The organism is Streptomyces flavalbus (assembly GCF_042674625.1).
GTDB lineage: Bacteria > Actinomycetota > Actinomycetes > Streptomycetales > Streptomycetaceae > Streptomyces > Streptomyces flavalbus.
In genome coordinates this window covers 1,847,094-1,866,512 of record NZ_JBHTEB010000001.1, presented here as the reverse complement: position 1 = coordinate 1,866,512, position 19,419 = coordinate 1,847,094, and the positions used below count along the sequence as shown (strand labels likewise).

At 72.5% G+C, this 19,419-nt stretch carries 18 protein-coding genes; 11 read left to right on the top strand and 7 right to left on the bottom strand.

The features are described 5' to 3' along the window. Positions 1-19: 19 nt before the first annotated feature. The 6 genes from ACFQZ6_RS08200 to ACFQZ6_RS08175 form a co-directional block, all read right to left on the bottom strand. Positions 20-1,009, bottom strand: a complete 990-nt coding sequence (locus ACFQZ6_RS08200; protein WP_381606145.1) for a zinc-dependent alcohol dehydrogenase family protein — start codon at positions 1,007-1,009, stop codon at positions 20-22. Next, positions 1,006-1,866, bottom strand: a complete 861-nt coding sequence (locus tag ACFQZ6_RS08195; protein ID WP_381606143.1) for a carbohydrate ABC transporter permease — start codon at positions 1,864-1,866, stop codon at positions 1,006-1,008. Before ACFQZ6_RS08195 ends, ACFQZ6_RS08200 begins: the two co-directional genes overlap by 4 nt. Beyond that, positions 1,866-2,813, bottom strand: coding sequence for a carbohydrate ABC transporter permease (locus ACFQZ6_RS08190; protein WP_381606141.1), 948 nt, complete (start codon positions 2,811-2,813; stop codon positions 1,866-1,868). Before ACFQZ6_RS08190 ends, ACFQZ6_RS08195 begins: the two co-directional genes overlap by 1 nt. Then, positions 2,810-4,177, bottom strand: coding sequence for an ABC transporter substrate-binding protein (locus ACFQZ6_RS08185; RefSeq protein ID WP_381606139.1), 1,368 nt, complete (start codon positions 4,175-4,177; stop codon positions 2,810-2,812). The genes ACFQZ6_RS08190 and ACFQZ6_RS08185 overlap by 4 nt, the downstream gene beginning before the upstream one ends. A gap of 92 nt (positions 4,178-4,269) precedes the next feature. Next, a complete protein-coding gene (locus ACFQZ6_RS08180) occupies positions 4,270-5,052 on the bottom strand; it encodes a DeoR/GlpR family DNA-binding transcription regulator (protein ID WP_381606137.1) in 783 nt (260 codons plus the stop codon). Positions 5,053-5,383: 331 nt separating this feature from the next. Beyond that, positions 5,384-6,196, bottom strand: a complete 813-nt coding sequence (locus tag ACFQZ6_RS08175; RefSeq protein ID WP_381606135.1) for an NAD-dependent epimerase/dehydratase family protein — start codon at positions 6,194-6,196, stop codon at positions 5,384-5,386. A 203-nt stretch (positions 6,197-6,399) separates the two neighbouring features. On the opposite strand from ACFQZ6_RS08175, the gene ACFQZ6_RS08170 reads away from it, so the two are divergent. Further along, positions 6,400-7,344, top strand: a complete 945-nt coding sequence (locus ACFQZ6_RS08170) for a 5-dehydro-4-deoxyglucarate dehydratase (RefSeq protein WP_381606133.1) — start codon at positions 6,400-6,402, stop codon at positions 7,342-7,344. Continuing rightward, positions 7,341-8,507: a hypothetical protein gene (locus ACFQZ6_RS08165; RefSeq protein WP_381606131.1), complete on the top strand. Its 1,167-nt coding sequence runs from the start codon at positions 7,341-7,343 to the stop codon at positions 8,505-8,507. Before ACFQZ6_RS08170 ends, ACFQZ6_RS08165 begins: the two co-directional genes overlap by 4 nt. A 3-nt stretch (positions 8,508-8,510) precedes the next feature. On the opposite strand, the gene ACFQZ6_RS08160 is transcribed toward ACFQZ6_RS08165, so the two are convergent. Further along, a complete protein-coding gene (locus tag ACFQZ6_RS08160) occupies positions 8,511-9,701 on the bottom strand; it encodes an MFS transporter (RefSeq protein ID WP_381606129.1) in 1,191 nt (396 codons plus the stop codon). Positions 9,702-9,836: 135 nt separating this feature from the next. On the opposite strand from ACFQZ6_RS08160, the gene ACFQZ6_RS08155 reads away from it, so the two are divergent. The 9 genes from ACFQZ6_RS08155 to ACFQZ6_RS08115 all read left to right on the top strand — a co-directional run bounded on the left by ACFQZ6_RS08155 (position 9,837) and on the right by ACFQZ6_RS08115 (position 19,390). Beyond that, complete coding sequence (locus ACFQZ6_RS08155; RefSeq protein WP_381606127.1) at positions 9,837-10,442, top strand: TIGR03086 family metal-binding protein; 606 nt, start codon at positions 9,837-9,839, stop codon at positions 10,440-10,442. A gap of 123 nt (positions 10,443-10,565) precedes the next feature. Then, positions 10,566-11,243, top strand: a complete 678-nt coding sequence (locus ACFQZ6_RS08150) for a GntR family transcriptional regulator (RefSeq protein WP_381606125.1) — start codon at positions 10,566-10,568, stop codon at positions 11,241-11,243. Further along, the gene (locus tag ACFQZ6_RS08145) at positions 11,240-12,148 is read left to right on the top strand and encodes a dihydrodipicolinate synthase family protein (protein WP_381606123.1); all 909 of its coding nucleotides are present in this window, start codon (positions 11,240-11,242) and stop codon (positions 12,146-12,148) included. The genes ACFQZ6_RS08150 and ACFQZ6_RS08145 overlap by 4 nt, the downstream gene beginning before the upstream one ends. After that, complete coding sequence (araD, locus tag ACFQZ6_RS08140; RefSeq protein WP_381606121.1) at positions 12,145-13,887, top strand: L-arabinonate dehydratase; 1,743 nt, start codon at positions 12,145-12,147, stop codon at positions 13,885-13,887. Before ACFQZ6_RS08145 ends, araD begins: the two co-directional genes overlap by 4 nt. A gap of 113 nt (positions 13,888-14,000) precedes the next feature. Next, positions 14,001-14,936 carry a carbohydrate ABC transporter permease gene (locus ACFQZ6_RS08135; RefSeq protein WP_381606119.1) on the top strand — a complete coding sequence of 312 codons (936 nt, stop codon included), beginning with the start codon at positions 14,001-14,003 and terminating at the stop codon, positions 14,934-14,936. Next, entirely contained in the window at positions 14,933-15,832 is a 900-nt protein-coding gene (locus ACFQZ6_RS08130) for a carbohydrate ABC transporter permease (protein ID WP_381606117.1), read from the top strand. Before ACFQZ6_RS08135 ends, ACFQZ6_RS08130 begins: the two co-directional genes overlap by 4 nt. Before the next feature lie 11 nt (positions 15,833-15,843). Beyond that, a complete protein-coding gene (locus ACFQZ6_RS08125; RefSeq protein WP_381606115.1) occupies positions 15,844-17,028 on the top strand; it encodes a Gfo/Idh/MocA family protein in 1,185 nt (394 codons plus the stop codon). Further along, complete coding sequence (locus tag ACFQZ6_RS08120) at positions 17,025-17,870, top strand: DUF6807 domain-containing protein (protein ID WP_381606113.1); 846 nt, start codon at positions 17,025-17,027, stop codon at positions 17,868-17,870. Before ACFQZ6_RS08125 ends, ACFQZ6_RS08120 begins: the two co-directional genes overlap by 4 nt. Beyond that, positions 17,867-19,390 (top strand): glycoside hydrolase family 43 protein, encoded by a 1,524-nt coding sequence (locus tag ACFQZ6_RS08115; RefSeq protein ID WP_381606111.1) that lies wholly within the window; start codon positions 17,867-17,869, stop codon positions 19,388-19,390. The genes ACFQZ6_RS08120 and ACFQZ6_RS08115 overlap by 4 nt, the downstream gene beginning before the upstream one ends. Positions 19,391-19,419 lie beyond the last annotated feature (29 nt).

The following is a 19,419-nucleotide window of genomic DNA, read 5'->3' as shown; positions in this document are numbered from 1 at the left end:
GCCCATACGGCGGCGGCCGTCAGGGCACCACCACGATCTTGCGGCCCACGCCCGCCTTGAACTGGTCCAGGGCCTCGGGGTAGCGGTCCAGGGGGACGCGGTCGCTGATGAAGACGGACGGGTCGAGGACGCCGCCCGCGAAGAGTTCCGCCGCGCGTTCGAAGCTGTGCAGGACGGCCATGGAGCCGGTGATGGTGATCTCCTGGTTGTAGATCCGGTACGGGTCGATGGTCACGCGGGTCGCGTAGTCCGCGACGCCGAACTGGAGGAACGTGCCCGCCTTCGCCACCCGGTCCAGACCGTCCTGGATCGCCGCCGCGTTGCCCGTCGCGTCGATGACCAGGTCCCAGCCCTGGGGGCGGTCCAGCTCGTCGGGGTTGGCGGCGGCGGCCGACACGCCCAGGTGGCGGGCGGTCTCCAGGCGGGAGGGGTTGACGTCCACGATGTCGACGCTCGCCGCGCCGGTCCGCTTGGCCAGCTCCAGCATCATCAGGCCCATCGTGCCCGAGCCGTAGATCAGCACGTGCGCGCCCAGGCGGGACTTGAGGACGTCGTAGCCGCGGACCGCGCAGGACAGCGGCTCCACCAGGGCCGCGTCCTCGGTGCGGACGTGCTCGGGGAGCTTGACGCAGTTCGCGACCGGCGCCACCGCGTACTGGGCGGCGCCGCCCGCCGTCGTCACGCCGATCGCCGCCCAGCGCTCGCACATGTTGTTGTGGCCGTCGCGGCAGTAGCGGCACTCGTGGCAGTAGAGGGAGGGGTCCACCGCGACCCGGTCGCCGACCGCCAGCTCCGTGACCTGGGTGCCGACGCCGACCACCGCGCCCGCGAACTCGTGGCCCGGCACGATCGGCAGCTTCGGCGCGAACTCGCCCTGGAGGATGTGCAGGTCGGTGCCGCACAGGCCGCACGCGGCGACCTCGACGACGACCTCGCGCGGGCCCGGCGTCGGGTCCGGGACCTCGGAGACGACGGCGCGGCCCACGGACTCGATGACGGCGGCCTTCATTTGACGGCTCCCAACGACAGGCCCTGGACCAGCTTGTCCTGGGCGGCGAACCCCGCGGCGAGCACCGGCAGGGAGATGACGAGCGACGCGGCGCACACCTTCGCCAGGAACAGGCCCTGGCTGGTGATGAAGCCGGTGAGGAAGACGGGGGCCGTCTCGGCCACCACGCCGGTGAGGACCCGGGCGAAGAGGAGTTCGTTCCAGGAGAAGATGAAGCAGATCAGGGCCGTGGCCGCGATGCCGGGCAGGGCGATCGGCGCGACGACGCGGCCGAGGACCGTCGGCAGCCTCGCGCCGTCGATCTGGGCCGCCTCGATGATCGCCACCGGGACCTCGGAGAGGAACGACTGCATCATCCACACCGCGATCGGCAGGTTCATCGCCGTGTAGAGGATGACCAGCGCCCAGACGTTGTCGAGCAGTCCGGTGTTCTTCGCGAAGAGGTAGATCGGCAGCAGGCCCGCCACCAGCGGCAGCATCTTGGTGGAGAGGAAGAAGAACAGCACGTCCGTCCAGCGCTTCACCGGCCGGATGGAGAGGGCGTACGCGGCCGGGAGCGCCAGCAGCAGGGTCAGCAGCGTCGAGACCACCGACGCCATCGTGGAGTTGATCAGCGCGGGCCAGGGGCTGGCGCCGCCGTCCACGCCGAAGAACTCGCGGTAGCTGTCCAGGGTGAGCGAGGCGGCGAGCGACGGCGGGTTGGTCGCCGCGTCGGCCTCGGAGTGGAAGGACGTCAGGACCATCCACAGGAGGGGCGCGACGAACAGCAGCCCGGCCAGCCAGGCGGTGACACCGAGGGCCGCGCCCTTGATCCGGTGGCCACGGGGGCGGGGCGGGGTCGCGGTCGTGGTGGCCATCAGCGGGACACCTCCTCACGGAACAGCGACGACACCACGCGCAGCGCGAAGGTCGCCAGGATGATCGAGCCGATGACGACGACCACGCCCGCCGCGGAGGCGAGACCGTTCTCGTGCGCCTGGTAGAAGGTCTGGTAGATCGTGTAGGGGAGGTTCGCGGTGCCCAGGCCGCCGGAGGTGATGGTGAACACCGCGTCGAAGTTCTGCACGATGTAGATCGAACCCAGCAGGATGCCGAGTTCCAGGTAGCGGCGCAGGTGCGGCAGCGTGATGTGCACGAAGACCTGCCAGTCGCTGGCGCCGTCCATCCGCGCCGCCTCGACGAGCTGCGGGTCCCGGCTCTGCAGCCCGGCGAGCAGGATCAGCATCATGAACGGCGTCCACTGCCAGACCAGCGACGCCTCCACCGCCATCAGCGGCATCTCGGAGATCCAGTCCGGCTGCGCGGCCCCGTCGCCGCCGATCCAGTGCAGTACGCCGTTGAACAGGCCGTACTCCGGGTTGAACAGGACGTGCTTCCACAGCAGCGCCGCGGCGACCGGCACCAGCAGGAACGGCGCGATGAGCATGGTCCGCACGGCCGCCCGGCCCCGGAACCGGCGGTCGAGGAGCAGCGCCAGCAGCAGCCCGAGCAGCAGGCTGACCAGGACGACCGTCGCCGTCAGGACGATCGTCGTCCAGACCGACCTGCGCAGCTCCGGGGTGCTCAGCACCTCCGAGTAGTTGGACAGGCCCGCGAACTTCCGGTCGTCCGGGTAGAGCGCGTTCCAGTCGAAGAACGAGATCACCAGCGTGGCGACGAAGGGCAACTGCGTCACGACGACCATGAAGATCAGCGCGGGCAGCAGGGGCGCCCGGGTGGCCCAGGCGCGCATCCGGTTCGGCCGCCGGGCCACCGGCCGCGCGGGGGCGGCGGCGACCCGGGTGGGGGGCGTGGTGACGGTCATGATCCCTCGTACTTCTTGCCGACCGACTCGGCGAGGGACTGCGCCTTCTCCAGGGCGCTGTCGACGGACTGGCGGCCCGCGATGGCGGAGCTGATCTCCTGGGAGACCTTGGTGCCGAGGTCGGTGAACTCGGGGATGCCGACGAACTGGATGCCGGGTGCGGGGCGGGGCTGGACGCCCGGGTCCTCCGGCTTGGCGCTGGCGATGGCGTCGCGGGTGACGTCGGCGAAGGCGCCCGCCTCCTTGCGGTACTGCGGGATGTCGTAGGTGGAGGCGCGCTTGCCCGCGGGGACGTTGGACCAGCCGATCTCCTCGCCGACGAGCTTCTCGTACTCCTTGCCGGAGGCCCAGGAGATGAACTTCCAGGCGTTCTCGGCGTTGCCGGACGCCTTCTGGATGCCCCAGGCCCAGGTGTAGAGCCAGCCGGAGCTGTCGGTCTTCTCCACCGGCGCCGCGACGTAGCCGATCTTGCCCTTCACCGGGCTGCCCTTGGCCTCCAGGGACCCGGCGCCCGCGGTGGCGTCGTACCACATGGCCGTCTTGCCCTGCGTCATGTTGTTCAGGCACTCGGCGTAGCCCGCCTGGGGGGCGCCGGACTCGCCGTGCTCGCGGACCAGGTCGACGTAGAACCGAGTGGCCTCCTTGAACTCCTTGGAGTCCAGCTGGGCCTGCCAGTCCTCGTCGAACCAGGTGCCGCCGAAGGTGTTGACGACGGTGGTGAGCGGGGCCATCACCTCACCCCAGCCGGGCAGGCCGCGCAGGCAGATGCCCTTCATGCCGGACTCCGCGCCGTCCACCTTCGCGGCGAGGTCGGCGACCTCCCGCCAGGTGGGCTTCTCGGGCATCGTCAGGCCCGCCTTGTCGAAGACGTCCTTGCGGTACATCAGGAAGGAGGACTCGCCGTAGAAGGGCTCGCCGTAGAGCTTGCCGTCCTCGGCGGTGAGCGCCTGGGTCATCGGGGGCAGGACGTCGGCCTGGTCGAAGGCGGTGTCGCCGTCGACGTAGGAGTCCAGGGCGTGCAGCCAGCCGTTCTTGGCGTAGATCGGTATCTCGTAGTTGCTGAGGGTGGCGACGTCGTACTGCCCCGCCTGGTTGGCGAAGTCCTGGCTGATCTTGTCGCGGACGTCGTTCTCCGGGAGGACGGTGAAGTTCACCTTGATCCCGGTGTCCTTGGTGAAGTGGTCGGCGGTGAGCTTCTGCAACTCCACCATCTGCGGGTTGTTCACCATGAGGACGTTGATGGCGTTGCCGTCGGAGGAGCCGGAGCCGCCCGCGCCGGAGCAGGCGGCGAGCGGGGTGATCAGCGTCCCTAGGGCGGCCACGGCGAAGAGGGTGCGTGGCGCCCGTCGGCTCTGGGTTCGCATACGGTACTCCCGAACAAGTAGGGGCAAAGATGGATAAAGAGGGCGTGTTGCGGGTGTGTGGTCCTACGCGAGGGCTCGGGTGCGGGGTGGTGTCAGACGCGGATGACCTGGGGGCCCAGCAGGGAGTAGCGGTGGGCCTCGGCGGCGGGCAGCAGGGTGCTGGTGACGATCGTCTCCAGGGCGCCGACCTCGGCGAACCGGCAGAAGCTGACCGCCCCGAACTTGGTGTGGACGCCCGTGAACACCGTGCGCCGGGCGGACCGGATGGCCTGCGACTTGACCTCGCTGACGGCCGGGTCGGGGGTGGTGAGGCCGTGCTCGCGCGAGATGCCGTTGGCGCCGATGAAGGCGAGGTCGATGACGAACCCGGCGAGCATCTTCGTCGTCCAGTGGTCGACGGTCGCCAGGGTGCCGGAGCGGACCCGGCCGCCGAGCAGCAGCACCGAGACGTTCTCGGCCTCGGCGAGCGAGCCCGCGACCGGCAGGGACGCGGTGACCACGGTCAGCGGCCGGTCCCGGGGCAGTGCCTCGGCGACGAGCTGCGGGGTGAAGCCCTCGTCGACGAAGACCGTCTCGGCGTCCCCGAGCAACTCGGCCGCCGCGACGGCGATCCGGCGCTTCTCGGGGACGTGGCTGGTGGCGCGGAAGGCGAGCGTCGTCTCGAAACCGGCGCTCTCCACGGGGTAGGCGCCACCGTGGGTGCGGCGCAGCAGGCCGTGGTCCTCCAGGACGCGCAGGTCGCGCCGGACCGTCTCCTTGGCCACGCCCAGCTCGGTGGCGAGTGCGGTGACGTCCACCGCGCCGGTGGCGCGCGCCACGCGCACGATCTCGCGCTGGCGCTCCTCGGCGCTCCTCGCCGCCTTCGCCGTCGTCATCGTCGACTCCCGCTTCCGTGCTCCGCCCTGGTACGGCCCTCCCCGGGCGCCGGAGCTGCCCGTTCGGGCCCCGAGGTGGTCATGGGGGAAGTTCTACAGCGGGGATTCGACGCTGAACAGGTCTGTTACGAATCCGATGGTGCCCGGTTGTGCCCGTTTGGCCGTGTCGGGGTCCGTCTCGGACCTGCGCGGGTGTGACGGGTGGGGTGGGATCGGGCACGGCGGATGCCCGAATGCCGGAGCGGGCGGGCCCGTTCGGTGCCCGCCCGCTCCCGCGAACGTCCGCTTTCGGCCGCCGAGGCCGAATCCGCGACGCCGGTCAGCGTCTCTCTCAGTACGGCCACACCGGCGGGTCGGTGACGAAGTGGCCGCCGAGGGTGGTGTGCGCCGGGTCGGCCGGGTCGTTGAGGTCGCCCTGTTCGGCGATCAGCTTCTCGGCGTACGGCTCGGAGTCGTCCTGCGGCGCGTAGCCGAGCGCTCGCGCGGAGCTGAGGTCCCACCACAGGCGGGTGTTGGCGGAGGAGCCGTAGACGACGGTGTGGCCGACGCCCTCGGCGGTCAGGGCGGCGTGGAAGAGGCGGGCGCCGTCGGCGGGGCTCATCCAGATCGAGAGCATCCGCACGCTGGTCGGCTCCGGGAAGCAGGAGCCGATGCGCACCGAGACGGTCTCCAGGCCGTGCTTGTCCCAGTAGAACTGGGCGAGGTCCTCACCGAAGGACTTGGACAGGCCGTAGAAGGTGTCCGGGCGGTGCGGGGTGTCGACGGGGATGAGGGGGTCGTCGCCCTGGGGGCGCGGGGTGTAGCCCACCGCGTGGTTGGAGGAGGCGAAGACGATCCTGCGCACGCCCTCCTCGCGGGCCGCCTCGTACAGGTTGTACGTGCCCTCGATGTTCGCCTTGAGGATCTTCTCGAACGGGGCCTCAAGTGAGATCCCCGCGAGGTGGATGACCGCGTCGACCCCGCGCACCGCCTCGCGCAGGGCCGCCCGGTCCGCGAGGTCCGCGGTGATCGCGTCCGGCGCGCCCTCGACGGGGCGTACGTCCAGCAGGCGCAGCTCGTAGCCGTACTCGGGGAGCAGGTCCCGCATCAGGGTGCCGAGTCCACCGGCGGCACCGGTGAGCAGAACGGTACGGGGAGCGGGCATCCTGGGGTCTCCTCGGGTCCTCGAAGCTCCGTGGCTGGTCAGCCGTATTCATATCCCGGATTCATATGGGTGGACAAGGTGCGGAGCGCGCCACTTGCCTGCCGAGGGTGGCGGAGCAGGTGTTCATAAACATAAACTCTGATCAGAGACTTGCACGAGTCGCATGATGTGGTCCACCCGTACCCGTCTTCCAGGGAGAGCCCGTGACGCCTGCCGACCTCGCCGCCCGGCTCAGTATCCCCAGCGGGCCGCTGTTCTTCCCGGTCACCGCCTTCGGCCCGGACGGCGCCGTCGACCTCGACGCCTACCGCGCGCACGTGCGCCGCGGGGTGGAGGCCGGGGCCGCCGCCGTCTTCGCCTGCTGCGGCACCGGGGAGTTCCACGCGCTGACGCCGGAGGAGTTCGAGGCGTGCGTGCGGGCCGCCGTCGAGGAGAGCGGCGGGCGGGTGCCGGTGCTGGCGGGCGCCGGGTACGGGACCGCGCTCGCCGTGCGGTACGCGCGGCTCGCCGCGGCGGCCGGGGCGGACGGGCTGCTCGCCATGCCGCCGTACCTCGTCGTCGCCGGGCAGGAGGGGCTGCTGCGGCACTACCGCGAGATCGCCGCCGCGACCGCGCTGCCCGTCATCGTCTACCAGCGCGACAACGCCGTCTTCACCCCTGACACGGTCGTGGAACTCGCCCGCACGGAGGGGGTCATCGGCCTCAAGGACGGCCTCGGTGACCTCGACCTGATGCAGCGCGTGGTGAGCGCCGTCCGCACCCAGGCGCCCGGTGACTTCCTCTACTTCAACGGGCTGCCGACCGCCGAGCAGACCCAGCTCGCCTACCGCGCCGTCGGCGTGCCGCTGTACTCCTCCGCCGTGTTCTGCTTCGCCCCGGAGATCGCCCTCGCCTTCCACCGGGCGCTGGAGACCGGCGACCGCGCCACCGCGGACCGGCTCCTCGACGGCTTCTACCGCCCCTTCGTCGAACTCCGCGCCCAGGGCCGGGGGTACGCCGTCGCCCTGGTCAAGGCGGGCGTACGGTTGCGCGGACTGGACGTCGGCGAGGTGCGGCCCCCGCTGCACGAACCGGGCGAGGACCACGTCAAGCAGCTCGCCCAACTGATCGAGCGCGGCCACGCGCTGCTGGAGGAGTCGGCCAAGTGAGGACATCGGCGTTCGTCTACCCGTGGGACGTCAACGGGGACCCCAAGGCACCCGCGCGCCTCGCCGCGCTCGGCGTGGGCCAGGTGACGCTGGCCGCCGCCTACCACTCCACGCGCGCCCTCACCCCCCGCCACCCGCGCCACCGCGTCGTCACCGCCGAACACGCCGCCGTGCTCTACCCGGTGGCCGAGGGCCGCTGGGCCGGACGCGTCCCGCGCCCCTACCCGGCCGGTGACTGGGCGCCCGGCGACGCCTACGGCGAGGCCGCCACCGCCCTCGCGGAGGCGGGTCTCGAGGTGCACAGCTGGGTGGTCCTCGCGCACAACTCCCGGCTCGGCGCCGAGCACCCGCACACCTCGGTCGTCAACGCCTACGGCGACCGCTACCCGTGGGCGCCGTGCATCGCGCAGCCCGCCACGCGCGCGTACCTCACCGACCTGGCGGCCGAGGCGGCGGTGCGGCCCGGGGCGCGCGGCACCGAGCTGGAGTCCCTCGGCTGGTACGGCCTGGCGCACCTGCACGCCCACGACAAGACCGGCGGCGTGGGACTCGGGGACGCCGGGCAGTACCTGATGTCGCTGTGCTTCTGCCCCGACTGCCGCGCCGGGTACGGCGCCCAGGGCCTCGACGCCGACGAACTCGCCGCCGCCGTACGGGAGGCGCTGGAACCGGTGTGGCGGGGGGCGCCCTCCGACGGGGGCTGGGCGGGCGTGGAGAAACTCCTCGGCGAGCCGAAGGCGACCGCCACGCGCGCGTGGCGTGACGGCACCGCGCGCAGCCTCCAGGAACAGGTGGTCGCCGCCGTCCGCGCGGCGGCGCCGGGCGGCTTCCAGGTCCTGCTGCACGCCGACCCCGTCTCCTACCACTGCGGCGCCAACGCGGGCGTCGACCCCGCGCACATCCTCTCCGTCGCCGACGGGGTGGTGGTGCCCTGCACCGGCGGGGCCGGTGCGCTGACGCCGTTCGCGGCGCGGGCGCGGGACGGCGCCGTCCTCGCCGCCAACCTCACCGTCGTCTCCGGCATGGGCGGCAGCCCCGGCACCCTGGCGACGGACGCCCGGCGCGCCCTGGACCTGGGGGCCAGCGAACTGCGGCTGTACCACGCCGGGCTGGCGTCGGACGCGGACCTGACGGTGGTGGGGGAGGCGTTGCGGGGGCTCTGACGGTCAGGCCCGGAGCGGGTGGCGGAGCTGAGCAACCGACAGCAACTGGGCCGCGCCCAGCAGCACCAGCAGCGGGCCGTAAGGGAGCGGTTCGACCAGGGCCGCGCCCGCCGCGAGGCCGAGCACGTTCGGCACGAACACCAGCGTGCTCGCCGTGGCCGCCGCGCGGCCCCGCAGCCCGTCCGGCGTCAGCCGCTGCACGGCGGTGAACGCGGCGATCAGCACGCACGGCAGGCCCGCGCCGACCGCCGCGCTGCCCACCAGCGCCAGCGGGTCGGACGGCACCGCGCGCAGCGCCACCGCCACGCCGGTCAGGGCCATGCCGCAGGCCGCGAACCGGCGTTCCCCCAGCCACCGCAGCGCGGCGCCGGAGGCCAGGCCCACCGCGACCGACCCGGCGCCCTGGACGGCGGCGAGCACACCGGCGTACGCGGGCGGGTGACCGAGGCCGTCGACGACGGCGTACACCAGCGCGCCGTTGACCCCGGCGCACAGCATCGTCGTACCGGCCGCGACGACGAGGGGGCGCAGCCGCGCGGTCCCCCACAGGTGGCGCACGCCCTCGGCGGTGCGGGCCCGCCAGCCCGTCGTCGGCGGCGCGGGGCGGGGGCCGTCGGACCGCAGACCGGCGTACAGGGCGGTGGCCAGCAGGAACGTGGCCGCGTCGAGGAGGACGACGGCGGTGCCGCCGTACGCCGCGTACACCCCCGCACCGGCCAGCGGGGCGACGAGTTTCATGCCCTCGTTGGCGGTCATGCGCAGGCCGTTGAAGTGGCCGAGCAGCGCCGGGTCGAGGGTGGTGGCGACGAGCGCGGACTCGGCCGCGTCCTGGACGACGCCCGCCGCGCCGTAGGCCAGCAGCACCGCGAGGACCAGCCAGACGTCGCCGGGTGAGTCGACGGTGAGGAGCGTCAGCAGCAGGACCGCCAGCAGCAGGTTCGTGGTGATCAGCAGGGGCGTGCGGGGGAACCGGTCGGCCAGGGTGCCGAGCAGCGGGCCGCACAGGACCGGCGCCCACATCGCCAGCAGGGTGAGCGCGGCCAGCCCGTTGGAGCCGGTCAGGTCCTTCACCCACACGCCCGAGGCCAGCCACAGCGCGGAGGTGCCGAAGCCGGAGACCACCACCCCGGCCAGACACCGGCCCGCCGTGCGGTCGCGCAGCACGCGCACGGCCGTCCATGTCGTCGTCGTCATGTCTGGTCATCGTCGCCCTAAGGGGGGTCGGCCGGGATCGGGCAGGTGCCCTAGAGACCGGGCCGCCGACCGATGAGTCGCGGCCGCCGCATCGGTCTGCCTCCCGATGGACCGATCCCAGGTGAGGAGCACCCGATGAACGACCCGACCGCGCACGCCCCCGTCGACCTCGGCGCGCAGACCCGTATCGTCGCCGCACTCGTGGCCGGTGTCGGCGACGACCGGCTCGCGGACCCGACGCCGTGCCCGAAGCTCGCCGTGCGCAACCTGCTCGGGCACCTGCTGGGGCTCGCCGTGGCCTTCCGGGACGCCGCCCGCAAGGACCTCGGCCCCACCACCGACACCAGCCCCGACAGCGTCGTACCGGACATCGGGCCGGGCTGGCGGGAGGAGCTGCCCAGGGCGCTGGACGAACTCGCGGAGGCGTGGCGCGACCCGGCCGCCCTGACCGGCGAGACCCGCGCGGGCGGCGTGACCCTGCCGGGCCCGGTCGCCCTGGCCGTCGCCGTCGACGAACTGGTCATCCACGGCTGGGACCTGGCCCGCGCCACCGGCCAGCCCTACGCCCCCGACCCGGCCGCCCTCGACGTCACCCACGACTTCGTGCGCGCCGTCGCCGCCGAACCCGAGCCGTCGCCCGGCCTCTTCGGACCCGCGGTGCCGGTGCCGCCGGACGCGCCGCTGCTGGACCGCGTGGTGGGGCTGAGCGGCCGGGACCCGGAGTGGGGCGCGCACCTCTGAGCAGGCGGCCTCGGATTTTCTCTGTCAGAAGCATTGACGAAACACAGGGGCGCTCTTACCTTCATCGCGTCGTACGTCGTACGTCATATATGAGACGCGATATGTGAGATCCGAGAGGCGCGCATGACCTCTGTGCCCACGCCCATCCCCTCCCGCACGCAGTACGTGCTGGAGGGGATCAAACACCGCATCCTCACCGGGCAACTGACGCCAGGTCAGGCCCTGGTCGAGACCGAGCTCGCCGCACAGTTCGGGGTCTCCAAGACCCCGGTGCGCGAGGCGCTCAAGACCCTGGCCGGGACCGGACTGGTCGTGATGAGCCAGTACAAGGGCGTCACGGTGCGCATGGTGGACGCGGACATGGCGCGCGAGGTCTACGACGTCCGGCTGCTCCTGGAGCCCGAGGCGCTCCGCCGCACCGTGCGCCGCAGGGCCTCCCTGGACGCCGCCCGATCCGCGCTGACCCGCGCCGACCAGGCCACCGACACCGCCGAACGCTCCCTCGCCAACCGGGAGTTCCACCGCGCGCTGTACGTCCCCTGCGGCAACCCGCTGCTCGGCCGGATGCTCGACGAGGTCCGTGACCAGGCCGCCCTGGTCTCCGCCGTCGCCTGGGCCGCCGACCCGTCGTGGGAGCGCGAGGCCAGCGAGCACCGCGAGATCCTGCGGCTCGCCGCCGAGGGCGACGCCGACGGCGCGGCGCGCGCCCTGCACGCCCACATCGAGTCGTTCGTGCTGAAGGCCTTCCCCGACGCCGGGACCGAGGCCACCGAGGTCCAGGGAGAGGACGGTCAGGAATGACAGCGACGTTCGAGGTCCAGCGGGCGGCACTCGCCGACGTGGTGGCGATCCCGGTGACCCCGTTCGCCGAGGACGGGTCCGTCGACCAGGACACCCACCGCGCCCTGCTGCGCCGACTGCTCGACGGCGGTGTCACCACCCTCACCCCCAACGGCAACACCGGCGAGTTCTACGCCCTCTCCCCCGAGGAGCGCCGCCTCGTCACCGAACTCACCCTCGACGAGGCGGGTGACCGGGGCGTGGTCCTGGTCGGCGTCGGACACGACGTGCCCACCGCCGTCGCCTCCGCCCGGCACGCCCGCGAACGCGGCGCCGCGATGGTGATGGTGCACCAGCCCGTCCACCCCTACGTCTCCCAGTCCGGCTGGGTCGACTACCACCGCGCCATCGCCGAGGCCGTGCCCGAGCTGGGCGTGGTGCCGTACATCCGCAACGCCCAGCTCTCCGGCGCCCGGCTCGCCGAACTCGCCGACCACTGCCCCAACGTGATCGGCGTGAAGTACGCCGTGCCGGACGCCGCCCGGTTCGCCGCCTTCGCCCGCGACGCCGGTCTCGACCGGTTCGTGTGGGTGGCCGGGCTCGCGGAGCCGTACGCGCCGTCCTACTTCTCGGCGGGCGCCACCGGCTTCACCTCAGGGCTGGTGAACGTCGCCCCGGCCGTCTCCCGGAACATGATCGAGGCGCTGCGCTCGGGCGACTACCCGGCCGCGATGAAGGTGTGGGAGCAGATCCGCCGCTTCGAGGAGCTGCGCGCCGCGCACGGCTCCGCCAACAACGTCACCGTCGTCAAGGAGGCCCTCGCCTCGCTCGGCCTGTGCCGCCGTGAGGTGCGTCCGCCAAGCAAGCGCTTGCCGGAGAGCGAGCGCGCCGAGGTCGCCGCCATCGCCGCCGGGTGGTCCATATGACCGACGCGACGACCCCGCGCAGGCGCCCGGAGGAGCTGCGCAGCCACCAGTGGTACGGCACCGACGGACTGCGCTCCTTCAGCCACCGCGCCCGCACCCGCCAGCTCGGCTACCTGCCCGAGGAGCACCTCGGCAAGCCGGTCATCGCCATCCTCAACACCTGGTCCGACATCAACCCCTGCCACGTCCACCTCCGGGACCGGGCGCAGGCCGTCAAGCGCGGGGTGTGGCAGGCGGGCGGCTTCCCGCTGGAGTTCCCGGTCGCCACGCTCAGCGAGACGTTCCAGAAGCCGACCCCGATGCTCTACCGCAACCTCCTCGCCATGGAGACGGAGGAGCTGCTGCGCTCGTACCCCGTCGACGGGGCGGTGCTGATGGGCGGCTGCGACAAGTCCACGCCCGCGCTGCTGATGGGCGCGGCCAGCGTCGACCTGCCGACGGTGTTCGTGCCCGCCGGGCCGATGCTGCCGGGCCACTGGCGCGGCGAGACCCTCGGCTCCGGCACCGACATGTGGAAGTACTGGGACGACAAGCGCGCCGGGCTCATCGGCGACTGCGAGATGACCGAGCTGGAGAGCGGCCTCGCCCGCTCGCCCGGTCACTGCATGACCATGGGTACGGCGTCCACGCTGACCGCCGCCGCGGAGGCGCTCGGCGTGACCGTGCCGGGGGCGTCCAGCATCCCGGCGGTGGACTCCGGGCACGACCGGATGGCCGCCGCGGCGGGCCTGCGCATCGTCGAACAGGTCCACAAGGGCCGCACGCTCCGCCAGATCCTCACCCAGGAGGCGTTCGAGGACGCCGTCACCACCGTCCTCGGCCTCGGCGGCTCCACCAACGCCGTCATCCACCTCATCGCCATGGCCAGACGCGCGGGCGCCCGGCTCACCCTGGACGACTTCGACCGCATCGCGCGCACCGTGCCGGTGCTGGCCAACGTCCGGCCCGGCGGACAGACGTACCTGATGGAGGACTTCCACTTCGCGGGCGGCCTGCCCGGGTTCCTCTCCCGCGTCACCGACCTGCTCCACCTGGACCGCCCCACGGTCTCCCACGACACCCTGCGCGAGCAGCTCGCGGGCGCGGCGGTCCACAACGACGACGTCATCCGCCCGCGCGGCAACCCGGTCGCGGCCGAGGGCGGGGTCGCGGTCCTGCGCGGCAACCTCTGCCCGGACGGCGCCGTCATCAAGCACATCGCCGCCGAACCGCACCTGCTCAAGCACACCGGACCCGCGGTCGTCTTCGACGACTACAGGACGATGCAGCGCACCATCAACGACCCGGCGCTGAACATCACCGCCGACAGCGTGCTGGTGCTGCGCAACGCCGGACCCAAGGGCGGCCCCGGGATGCCCGAGTACGGCATGTTGCCGATCCCCGACCACCTGCTGAAGCAGGGCGTACGGGACATGGTGCGGATCTCCGACGCCCGGATGAGCGGCACCAGCTACGGCGCCTGCGTCCTGCACGTCGCGCCGGAGTCGTACGTCGGCGGACCGCTCGCGCTGGTGCGCACCGGCGACGAGATCACCCTCGACGTCGCGGCACGCACCCTGCACCTGCACGTCGACGACGCCGAGCTGGAGCGCCGCCGGGCCGCCTGGACCCCCCCGCCCGCCCGCTACGAGCGCGGCTACGGCGCCCTCTACAACGACCAGATCACGCAGGCCGACACCGGCTGCGACTTCGAGTTCCTGGCCTGCTCGGGCCACGTGCCGGACCCGTACGCGGGTTGACGGACCCTCAGTCCCAGCACGGCCAAGCACGCACCGCGCACCCCAAGAAAGCGCTTCACCGACAGCTCCGCAGACAGCTCCACCGACAGCTCCACCGAGAACGGAGAACAGTCATGGCCCAAGCCGCAGCCGTGGCGAAACCGCCCGCGCCACCGAGGCGGCGCCGTGCCTCCGCCACCCCGCGCAGGCTGCCGTACCTGCTGATCGCCCCGGCGGCCCTGCTGATGCTGGGCTTCATCGCCTACCCGGTGTTCAGCGTCTTCTACTACAGCCTCCAGGACTACAACCCCACCAAGCCATGGCGGAACGGCTTCGCGGGCTTCGACAACTTCGTCCACGCCTTCACCGAGGACCCCCTCTTCTGGGACACGCTGGTCTTCAGCGCCAAGTGGGTCGTCGTCGAGGTCGGACTCCAACTGCTGTTCGGACTCGCGCTCGCCCTCATCGTCAACCAGACCTTCGTCGGCCGGGCCCTCGGCCGCGCCATGGTCTTCTCCCCGTGGGCCGTCTCCGGCGTGCTGACCAGCGCCATCTGGGTGCTGCTCTACAACTCCCAGACCGGCATCACCCGCTACCTCGCGGACATGGGCATCGGCTCCTACGGCACCAGTTGGCTGTCGGACCCGTCCACCGTCTTCCCCGCGGCGATCGTCGCCGACCTCTGGCGCGGCGTCCCCTTCTTCGCCATCCTCATCCTCGCCGACCTCCAGTCCGTCTCGAAGGACCTCTACGAGGCCGCCGAGGTCGACGGCGCCAGCCGCCTCAAGCAGTTCTGGCACATCACCCTGCCGCACCTGAAGGACGCCATCGTGCTGTCCACGCTGCTGCGCGCGGTCTGGGAGTTCAACAACGTCGACCTGCTCTACACCCTCACCGGCGGCGGACCGGCGGGCGAGACCACCACGCTGCCGCTCTACATCGCCAACACCAGCGTCGACGCCCACAACTTCGGCTACGCGTCCGCCCTGACCACGGTCGCGTTCGTGATCCTGCTCTTCTGCTCGATCGTCTATCTGCGGCTGAGCAAGTTCGGAGGTGACAACAAGTGAGCGCCACCAAGGAAGCCCCCGTCGCGCCGCCCGCGCGTCGGCACGCCGCACCTCAGCCGCACCGCCCGGCCACCCGGCACCGCGCCTGGGACGAGGCCCCCCGCTGGCAGATCTACCTGCCGCTGTCGATCTACCTGCTCTTCACCCTCGTCCCCTTCTACTGGATGCTGCTGTTCGCGCTGCGCCCGGCGGGCTCCACCTCGCTGGTGCCCTGGCCGATCACCTTCGACCACTTCGAGAAGGTGTGGACCGAGCGGAGCTTCGGCACCTACTTCGAGAACAGCGTCTACGTCGGTGTCGCCACCCTCGTGACCACCACCGTCGTCGCCCTCGCGGGCGGCTACGCGCTCGCCCGGTTCGACTTCAGGATCAAGCGGGCGTTCATGCTGGCGCTGCTCTGCTCCCAGTTCGTGCCGGGCGCGCTGCTGCTGGTGCCGCTGTTCGAGATCTTCGCCGAACTCCAGATGATCAACTCGCTCGGCAGCGTCATCATCGCCGAGACGGTGTTCCAACTGCCGCTGTCGATGATCCTCATCAGCAACTTCATCAAGAACGTGCCGTACTCCCTGGAGGAGGCGGCCTGGGTCGACGGGTGCGGTCGCTTCACCGCCTTCCGCCTGGTCGTGCTGCCGCTGCTGCGCCCCGGACTGATCGCGGTCGGCTCCTTCGCCTTCGTGCACTCCTGGAACCACTTCCTGTTCGCCCTGATGTTCCTCAACAACCAGGGCAAGCAGACCATCCCGGTCGGCCTGAACACCCTGATGAGCGCGGACAGCGTCGACCTCGGCGCGCTCGCCGCGGGCGGCATCATCGCCGCCGTCCCGGTGGTCCTCGTCTTCGCCTTCATCCAGAAGTGGCTGATCACCGGCTTCAGCGCGGGGGCGGTGAAGGGATGACCACACCGGGGATGACCACACCGGGGATGACCCCACCACCGCCCGTCCCCGTCGTCCTCGCGGGCGCCCGCGGCCACGGCCGCTGGCACGTCGAGAACATCCGCCGCCTCACCGAGCGCGGCCTGGTCCGCCTGGTCGGCATCTGCGAGCTGACCCCGCTCACCGAGGCCGAGTACGGCGGCGAACTCCCCGCCCAGTCCGATGACTTCGGCGCGCTCCTGGAGTCGACCGGCGCCCGGGCCGCGGTGGTCTGCACCCCGATCCCCACCCACACCGACCTGGCGCTGACCGCCGCCCGCCGCGGCGTGCACCTGCTCCTGGAGAAGCCCCCGGCGCCGTCCTACGCGGAGTTCCGCCGGATGGCCGACGGGGTCGCGGAGGCGGGCGTCGCCTGCCAGATCGGGTTCCAGTCGCTGGGCTCGCACGCCCTGCCCGCCATCCGCGAGCTGATCGCCGAGGGCGCCATCGGCGAGGTGCGCGGCATCGGCGGCGCCGGGGCCTGGGCGCGCGACGAGGCGTACTTCCGGCGCGCGCCCTGGGCGGGCCGACGGCGGCTGAACGGCGTCGACGTGATCGACGGGGCGCTGACCAACCCGCTCGCGCACGCCGTCGCCACCGCCCTGGCGCTGGACGGCGGCACCCGCGCCGAGGACGTCACCGCCGTCGAGACCGAGCTGTGGCACGCCAACGCCATCGAGGCCGACGACACCTCCTGCGTGCGGATCACCACCACCGCCGGACGCCAGGTCACCGTCGCCGCCACCCTGTGCGCCGAGCACCCCGGCGACCCGTACGTCCTGGTGCACGGCAGCCGCGGCCGGATCACCTTCTGGTACAAGCAGGACCGCGTCCTCCTCCAGCGTGCCGACCACGGCCCCGAGGAGTACGAGTACGGCCGCACCGACCTGCTGGAGAACCTCGTCGGCCACCTCACCACCGGCGCCGACCTGCTCGTCCCCCCGGACGCCACCGGCGCCTTCATGAGGGTCGTCGAGGCAGTCCGCAGCGCCCCCGACCCGGCCCCGCTGCCCGACACCGCCTGGCGGACGCTGCCCGCCGAACGGCGCCGGATCGTGCCCGGCGTCGACGGTCTGGTGGCCGCCGCCGCCGACACCCTGTCCCTGTACTCCGAACTGGGCGCCGACTGGGCGCCGTACCAGCCCCAGGCCCCGCGGAAAGAGGTGAGCGCCCGATGACCACCCCCGACTCACCGGTGCTGCGGGTCGCGGGCCGCCCCGTCGGCCGCTACGTCACCCGGCCCGAGCTGCCCGACCGGCTCTCCCCGCGCCCCTATCTGCACCCCGTCACCACCCTCTCCGGTACGGCGGTCACCGAGCTGAGCCCCGCCGACCACCTCCACCACCTCGGCGTCGGTGTCGCCGTTCCCGACGTCGAGGGGCACAACTTCTGGGGCGGGCGCACCTACGTCCGCGACCAGGGCCCGACCGAGCTGGCCAACCACGGCTCCCAGCGGCACGTCGCCTTCCCGCTGCGGGACCCGGACGGCTTCGTGCAGGAGCTGCGCTGGATGGCCGGGGGCGGCGAGCTGCTGCGCGAGCGCCGCACGGTCGCGGCCACCGAACTCACCGCCACGGCCTGGGCGCTGGACTTCACCTTCGCCCTCACCAACACCACCTCCGCCCCGCTGTCCATCGGCAGCCCCGCCACCAACGGGCGCCCCGGCGCGGCCTACGGCGGCTTCTTCTGGCGGGCCCGCAAGGAGGCCACCGCCCCGGAGGTCTTCACGCCCGACGCCGAGGGCGAACAGGACGTGCACGGCCGCCCCGCCGACTGGCTGGCGCTCGCCGGATCGACCTGGACCCTGGTGTTCGCCGGGGTCACCGACGCCACCCGCCGCGACCCCTGGTTCGTGCGCACCGCCGAGTACCCCGGCGTCGGCTCCTCCCTCGCGCACACCGAACGCGTCCCCGTCGCGCCCGGCGACACCCTGGTCCGCCGCGTCGTGACCGTCGTCGCGGACGGCCACCTCGACCGGGACGAGGCGACGGCCCTGGTCCGCAAGGCGGTGACGCAGTGAGCCCAGTGAGCCCGGAGACCGAGACCTACGCCAACCCCGTCCTCAACGCCGACTGGTCCGACCCGGACGTCATCCGTGTCGGGGACGACTTCTACCTCACCGCCTCCAGCTTCGGCCGCGCCCCCGGACTGCCCCTGCTGCACTCCCGGGACCTGGTCAACTGGACCCTCGTCGGCCACGCCCTCGAACGCCTCGAACCGGCCGCCGAGTTCCGCGTCCCCCGCCACGACTGCGGCGTCTGGGCCCCGTCCCTGCGCCACCACGACGACCGCTTCTGGATCTTCTGGGGCGACCCCGACCAGGGCGTCTACCAGGTCAACGCCCCCGAGATCCGCGGCCCGTGGACCGCGCCGCACCTCCTCAAGCCCGGCAAGGGCCTGATCGACCCCTGCCCCCTGTGGGACGAGGAGACCGGCGAGGCGTACCTCGTGCACGCCTGGGCGAAGTCACGCTCCGGCGTCAAGAACCGCCTCACCGGCCACCGGATGCGCCCCGACGGCACCGCCCTGCTCGACGACGGCGAGGTCATCGTCGACGCGGACCGCATCCCCGGCTGGTTCACCCTGGAGGGCCCCAAGCTCTACCGGCACGACGGCTGGTTCTGGATCCTCGCCCCCGCCGGGGGAGTGGAGACCGGCTGGCAGGGCGCCCTGCGCTCCCGTGGGTTCTTCGGACCGTACGAGCACCGGATCGTCCTGGAGCAGCGGGACACCGACGTCAACGGCCCCCACCAGGGCGGCTGGGTGCGCACCGCGACCGGCGAGGACTGGTTCCTGCACTTCCAGCAGCGCGGCGCGTACGGCAGGGTCGTCCACCTCCAGCCGATGCGCTGGGGCCCGGACGGCTGGCCGGTGCTCGGGAACGACGGCGCCCCCGTCGCCGTACACCGCCGCCCCGACCTGCCCCCGCAGCCGCCCGCCGCGCCCGCCACCGACGACGACTTCCCCGGCGGGCGGTACGGCCGCCAGTGGCAGTGGACCGCCAACCCCGAGGACGGCTGGGCCACCGAGCACTCCGCCGACGGGCTCCGCCTCACCTGCGTCCGCTCGGCCGCCGCGCACGACCTGCGCAGGCTGCCGAACGTGCTGACCCAGCGGCTGCCCGGCCTCCCGAGCGTGGTCGAGGTGGAGCTGCGGCTCGACAGCGACGCGCCCGGCGCGCGGGCCGGACTCGCGGTGCTCGGTGACGCGTTCTCCTGGATCGGGCTCCAGCGCGGGACCGACGGGACGGTCCACCTGGTGCACCGGTTCGCGGAGTCCGTCGCCGAGGCCGAACGGGACGCCGACCACCCACGGACCGCCCCCGAGGGCCGCGCCACCCTGCGCGTCGAGATCGGCGCCGGGGCCCGCTGCCGCTTCTCCTACGACGTCGGGGACGGCCCGCGTCCCTCCGGCCCGGTCTTCGCCGCCACCCCCTGGCGCTGGGTCGGTGCCCTGCTCGGCCTGTTCGCCCTCGCACCGGAGGGCTCCGGGCACGCCGGGGCGGCCGAGTTCACCCGGTTCAGGATCAGCGCCCTGTAACCGCCCAAGCCCCACAACTCCATCACTCC

What these genes read in the sequence shown, in the direction of transcription:
- ACFQZ6_RS08200 (WP_381606145.1), bottom strand. Translation starts at nt 1,009, where the DNA reads ATGAAGGCCGCCGTCATCGAGTCCGTGGGCCGCGCCGTCGTCTCCGAG.
- ACFQZ6_RS08195 (WP_381606143.1), bottom strand. Translation starts at nt 1,866, where the DNA reads ATGGCCACCACGACCGCGACCCCGCCCCGCCCCCGTGGCCACCGGATC.
- ACFQZ6_RS08190 (WP_381606141.1), bottom strand. Translation starts at nt 2,813, where the DNA reads ATGACCGTCACCACGCCCCCCACCCGGGTCGCCGCCGCCCCCGCGCGG.
- ACFQZ6_RS08185 (WP_381606139.1), bottom strand. Translation starts at nt 4,177, where the DNA reads ATGCGAACCCAGAGCCGACGGGCGCCACGCACCCTCTTCGCCGTGGCC.
- ACFQZ6_RS08180 (WP_381606137.1), bottom strand. Translation starts at nt 5,052, where the DNA reads ATGACGACGGCGAAGGCGGCGAGGAGCGCCGAGGAGCGCCAGCGCGAG.
- ACFQZ6_RS08175 (WP_381606135.1), bottom strand. Translation starts at nt 6,196, where the DNA reads ATGCCCGCTCCCCGTACCGTTCTGCTCACCGGTGCCGCCGGTGGACTC.
- ACFQZ6_RS08160 (WP_381606129.1), bottom strand. Translation starts at nt 9,701, where the DNA reads ATGACGACGACGACATGGACGGCCGTGCGCGTGCTGCGCGACCGCACG.
- ACFQZ6_RS08155 (WP_381606127.1), top strand. Translation starts at nt 9,837, where the DNA reads ATGAACGACCCGACCGCGCACGCCCCCGTCGACCTCGGCGCGCAGACC.
- ACFQZ6_RS08150 (WP_381606125.1), top strand. Translation starts at nt 10,566, where the DNA reads ATGACCTCTGTGCCCACGCCCATCCCCTCCCGCACGCAGTACGTGCTG.
- ACFQZ6_RS08145 (WP_381606123.1), top strand. Translation starts at nt 11,240, where the DNA reads ATGACAGCGACGTTCGAGGTCCAGCGGGCGGCACTCGCCGACGTGGTG.
- araD (WP_381606121.1), top strand. Translation starts at nt 12,145, where the DNA reads ATGACCGACGCGACGACCCCGCGCAGGCGCCCGGAGGAGCTGCGCAGC.
- ACFQZ6_RS08135 (WP_381606119.1), top strand. Translation starts at nt 14,001, where the DNA reads ATGGCCCAAGCCGCAGCCGTGGCGAAACCGCCCGCGCCACCGAGGCGG.
- ACFQZ6_RS08125 (WP_381606115.1), top strand. Translation starts at nt 15,844, where the DNA reads ATGACCACACCGGGGATGACCCCACCACCGCCCGTCCCCGTCGTCCTC.
- ACFQZ6_RS08120 (WP_381606113.1), top strand. Translation starts at nt 17,025, where the DNA reads ATGACCACCCCCGACTCACCGGTGCTGCGGGTCGCGGGCCGCCCCGTC.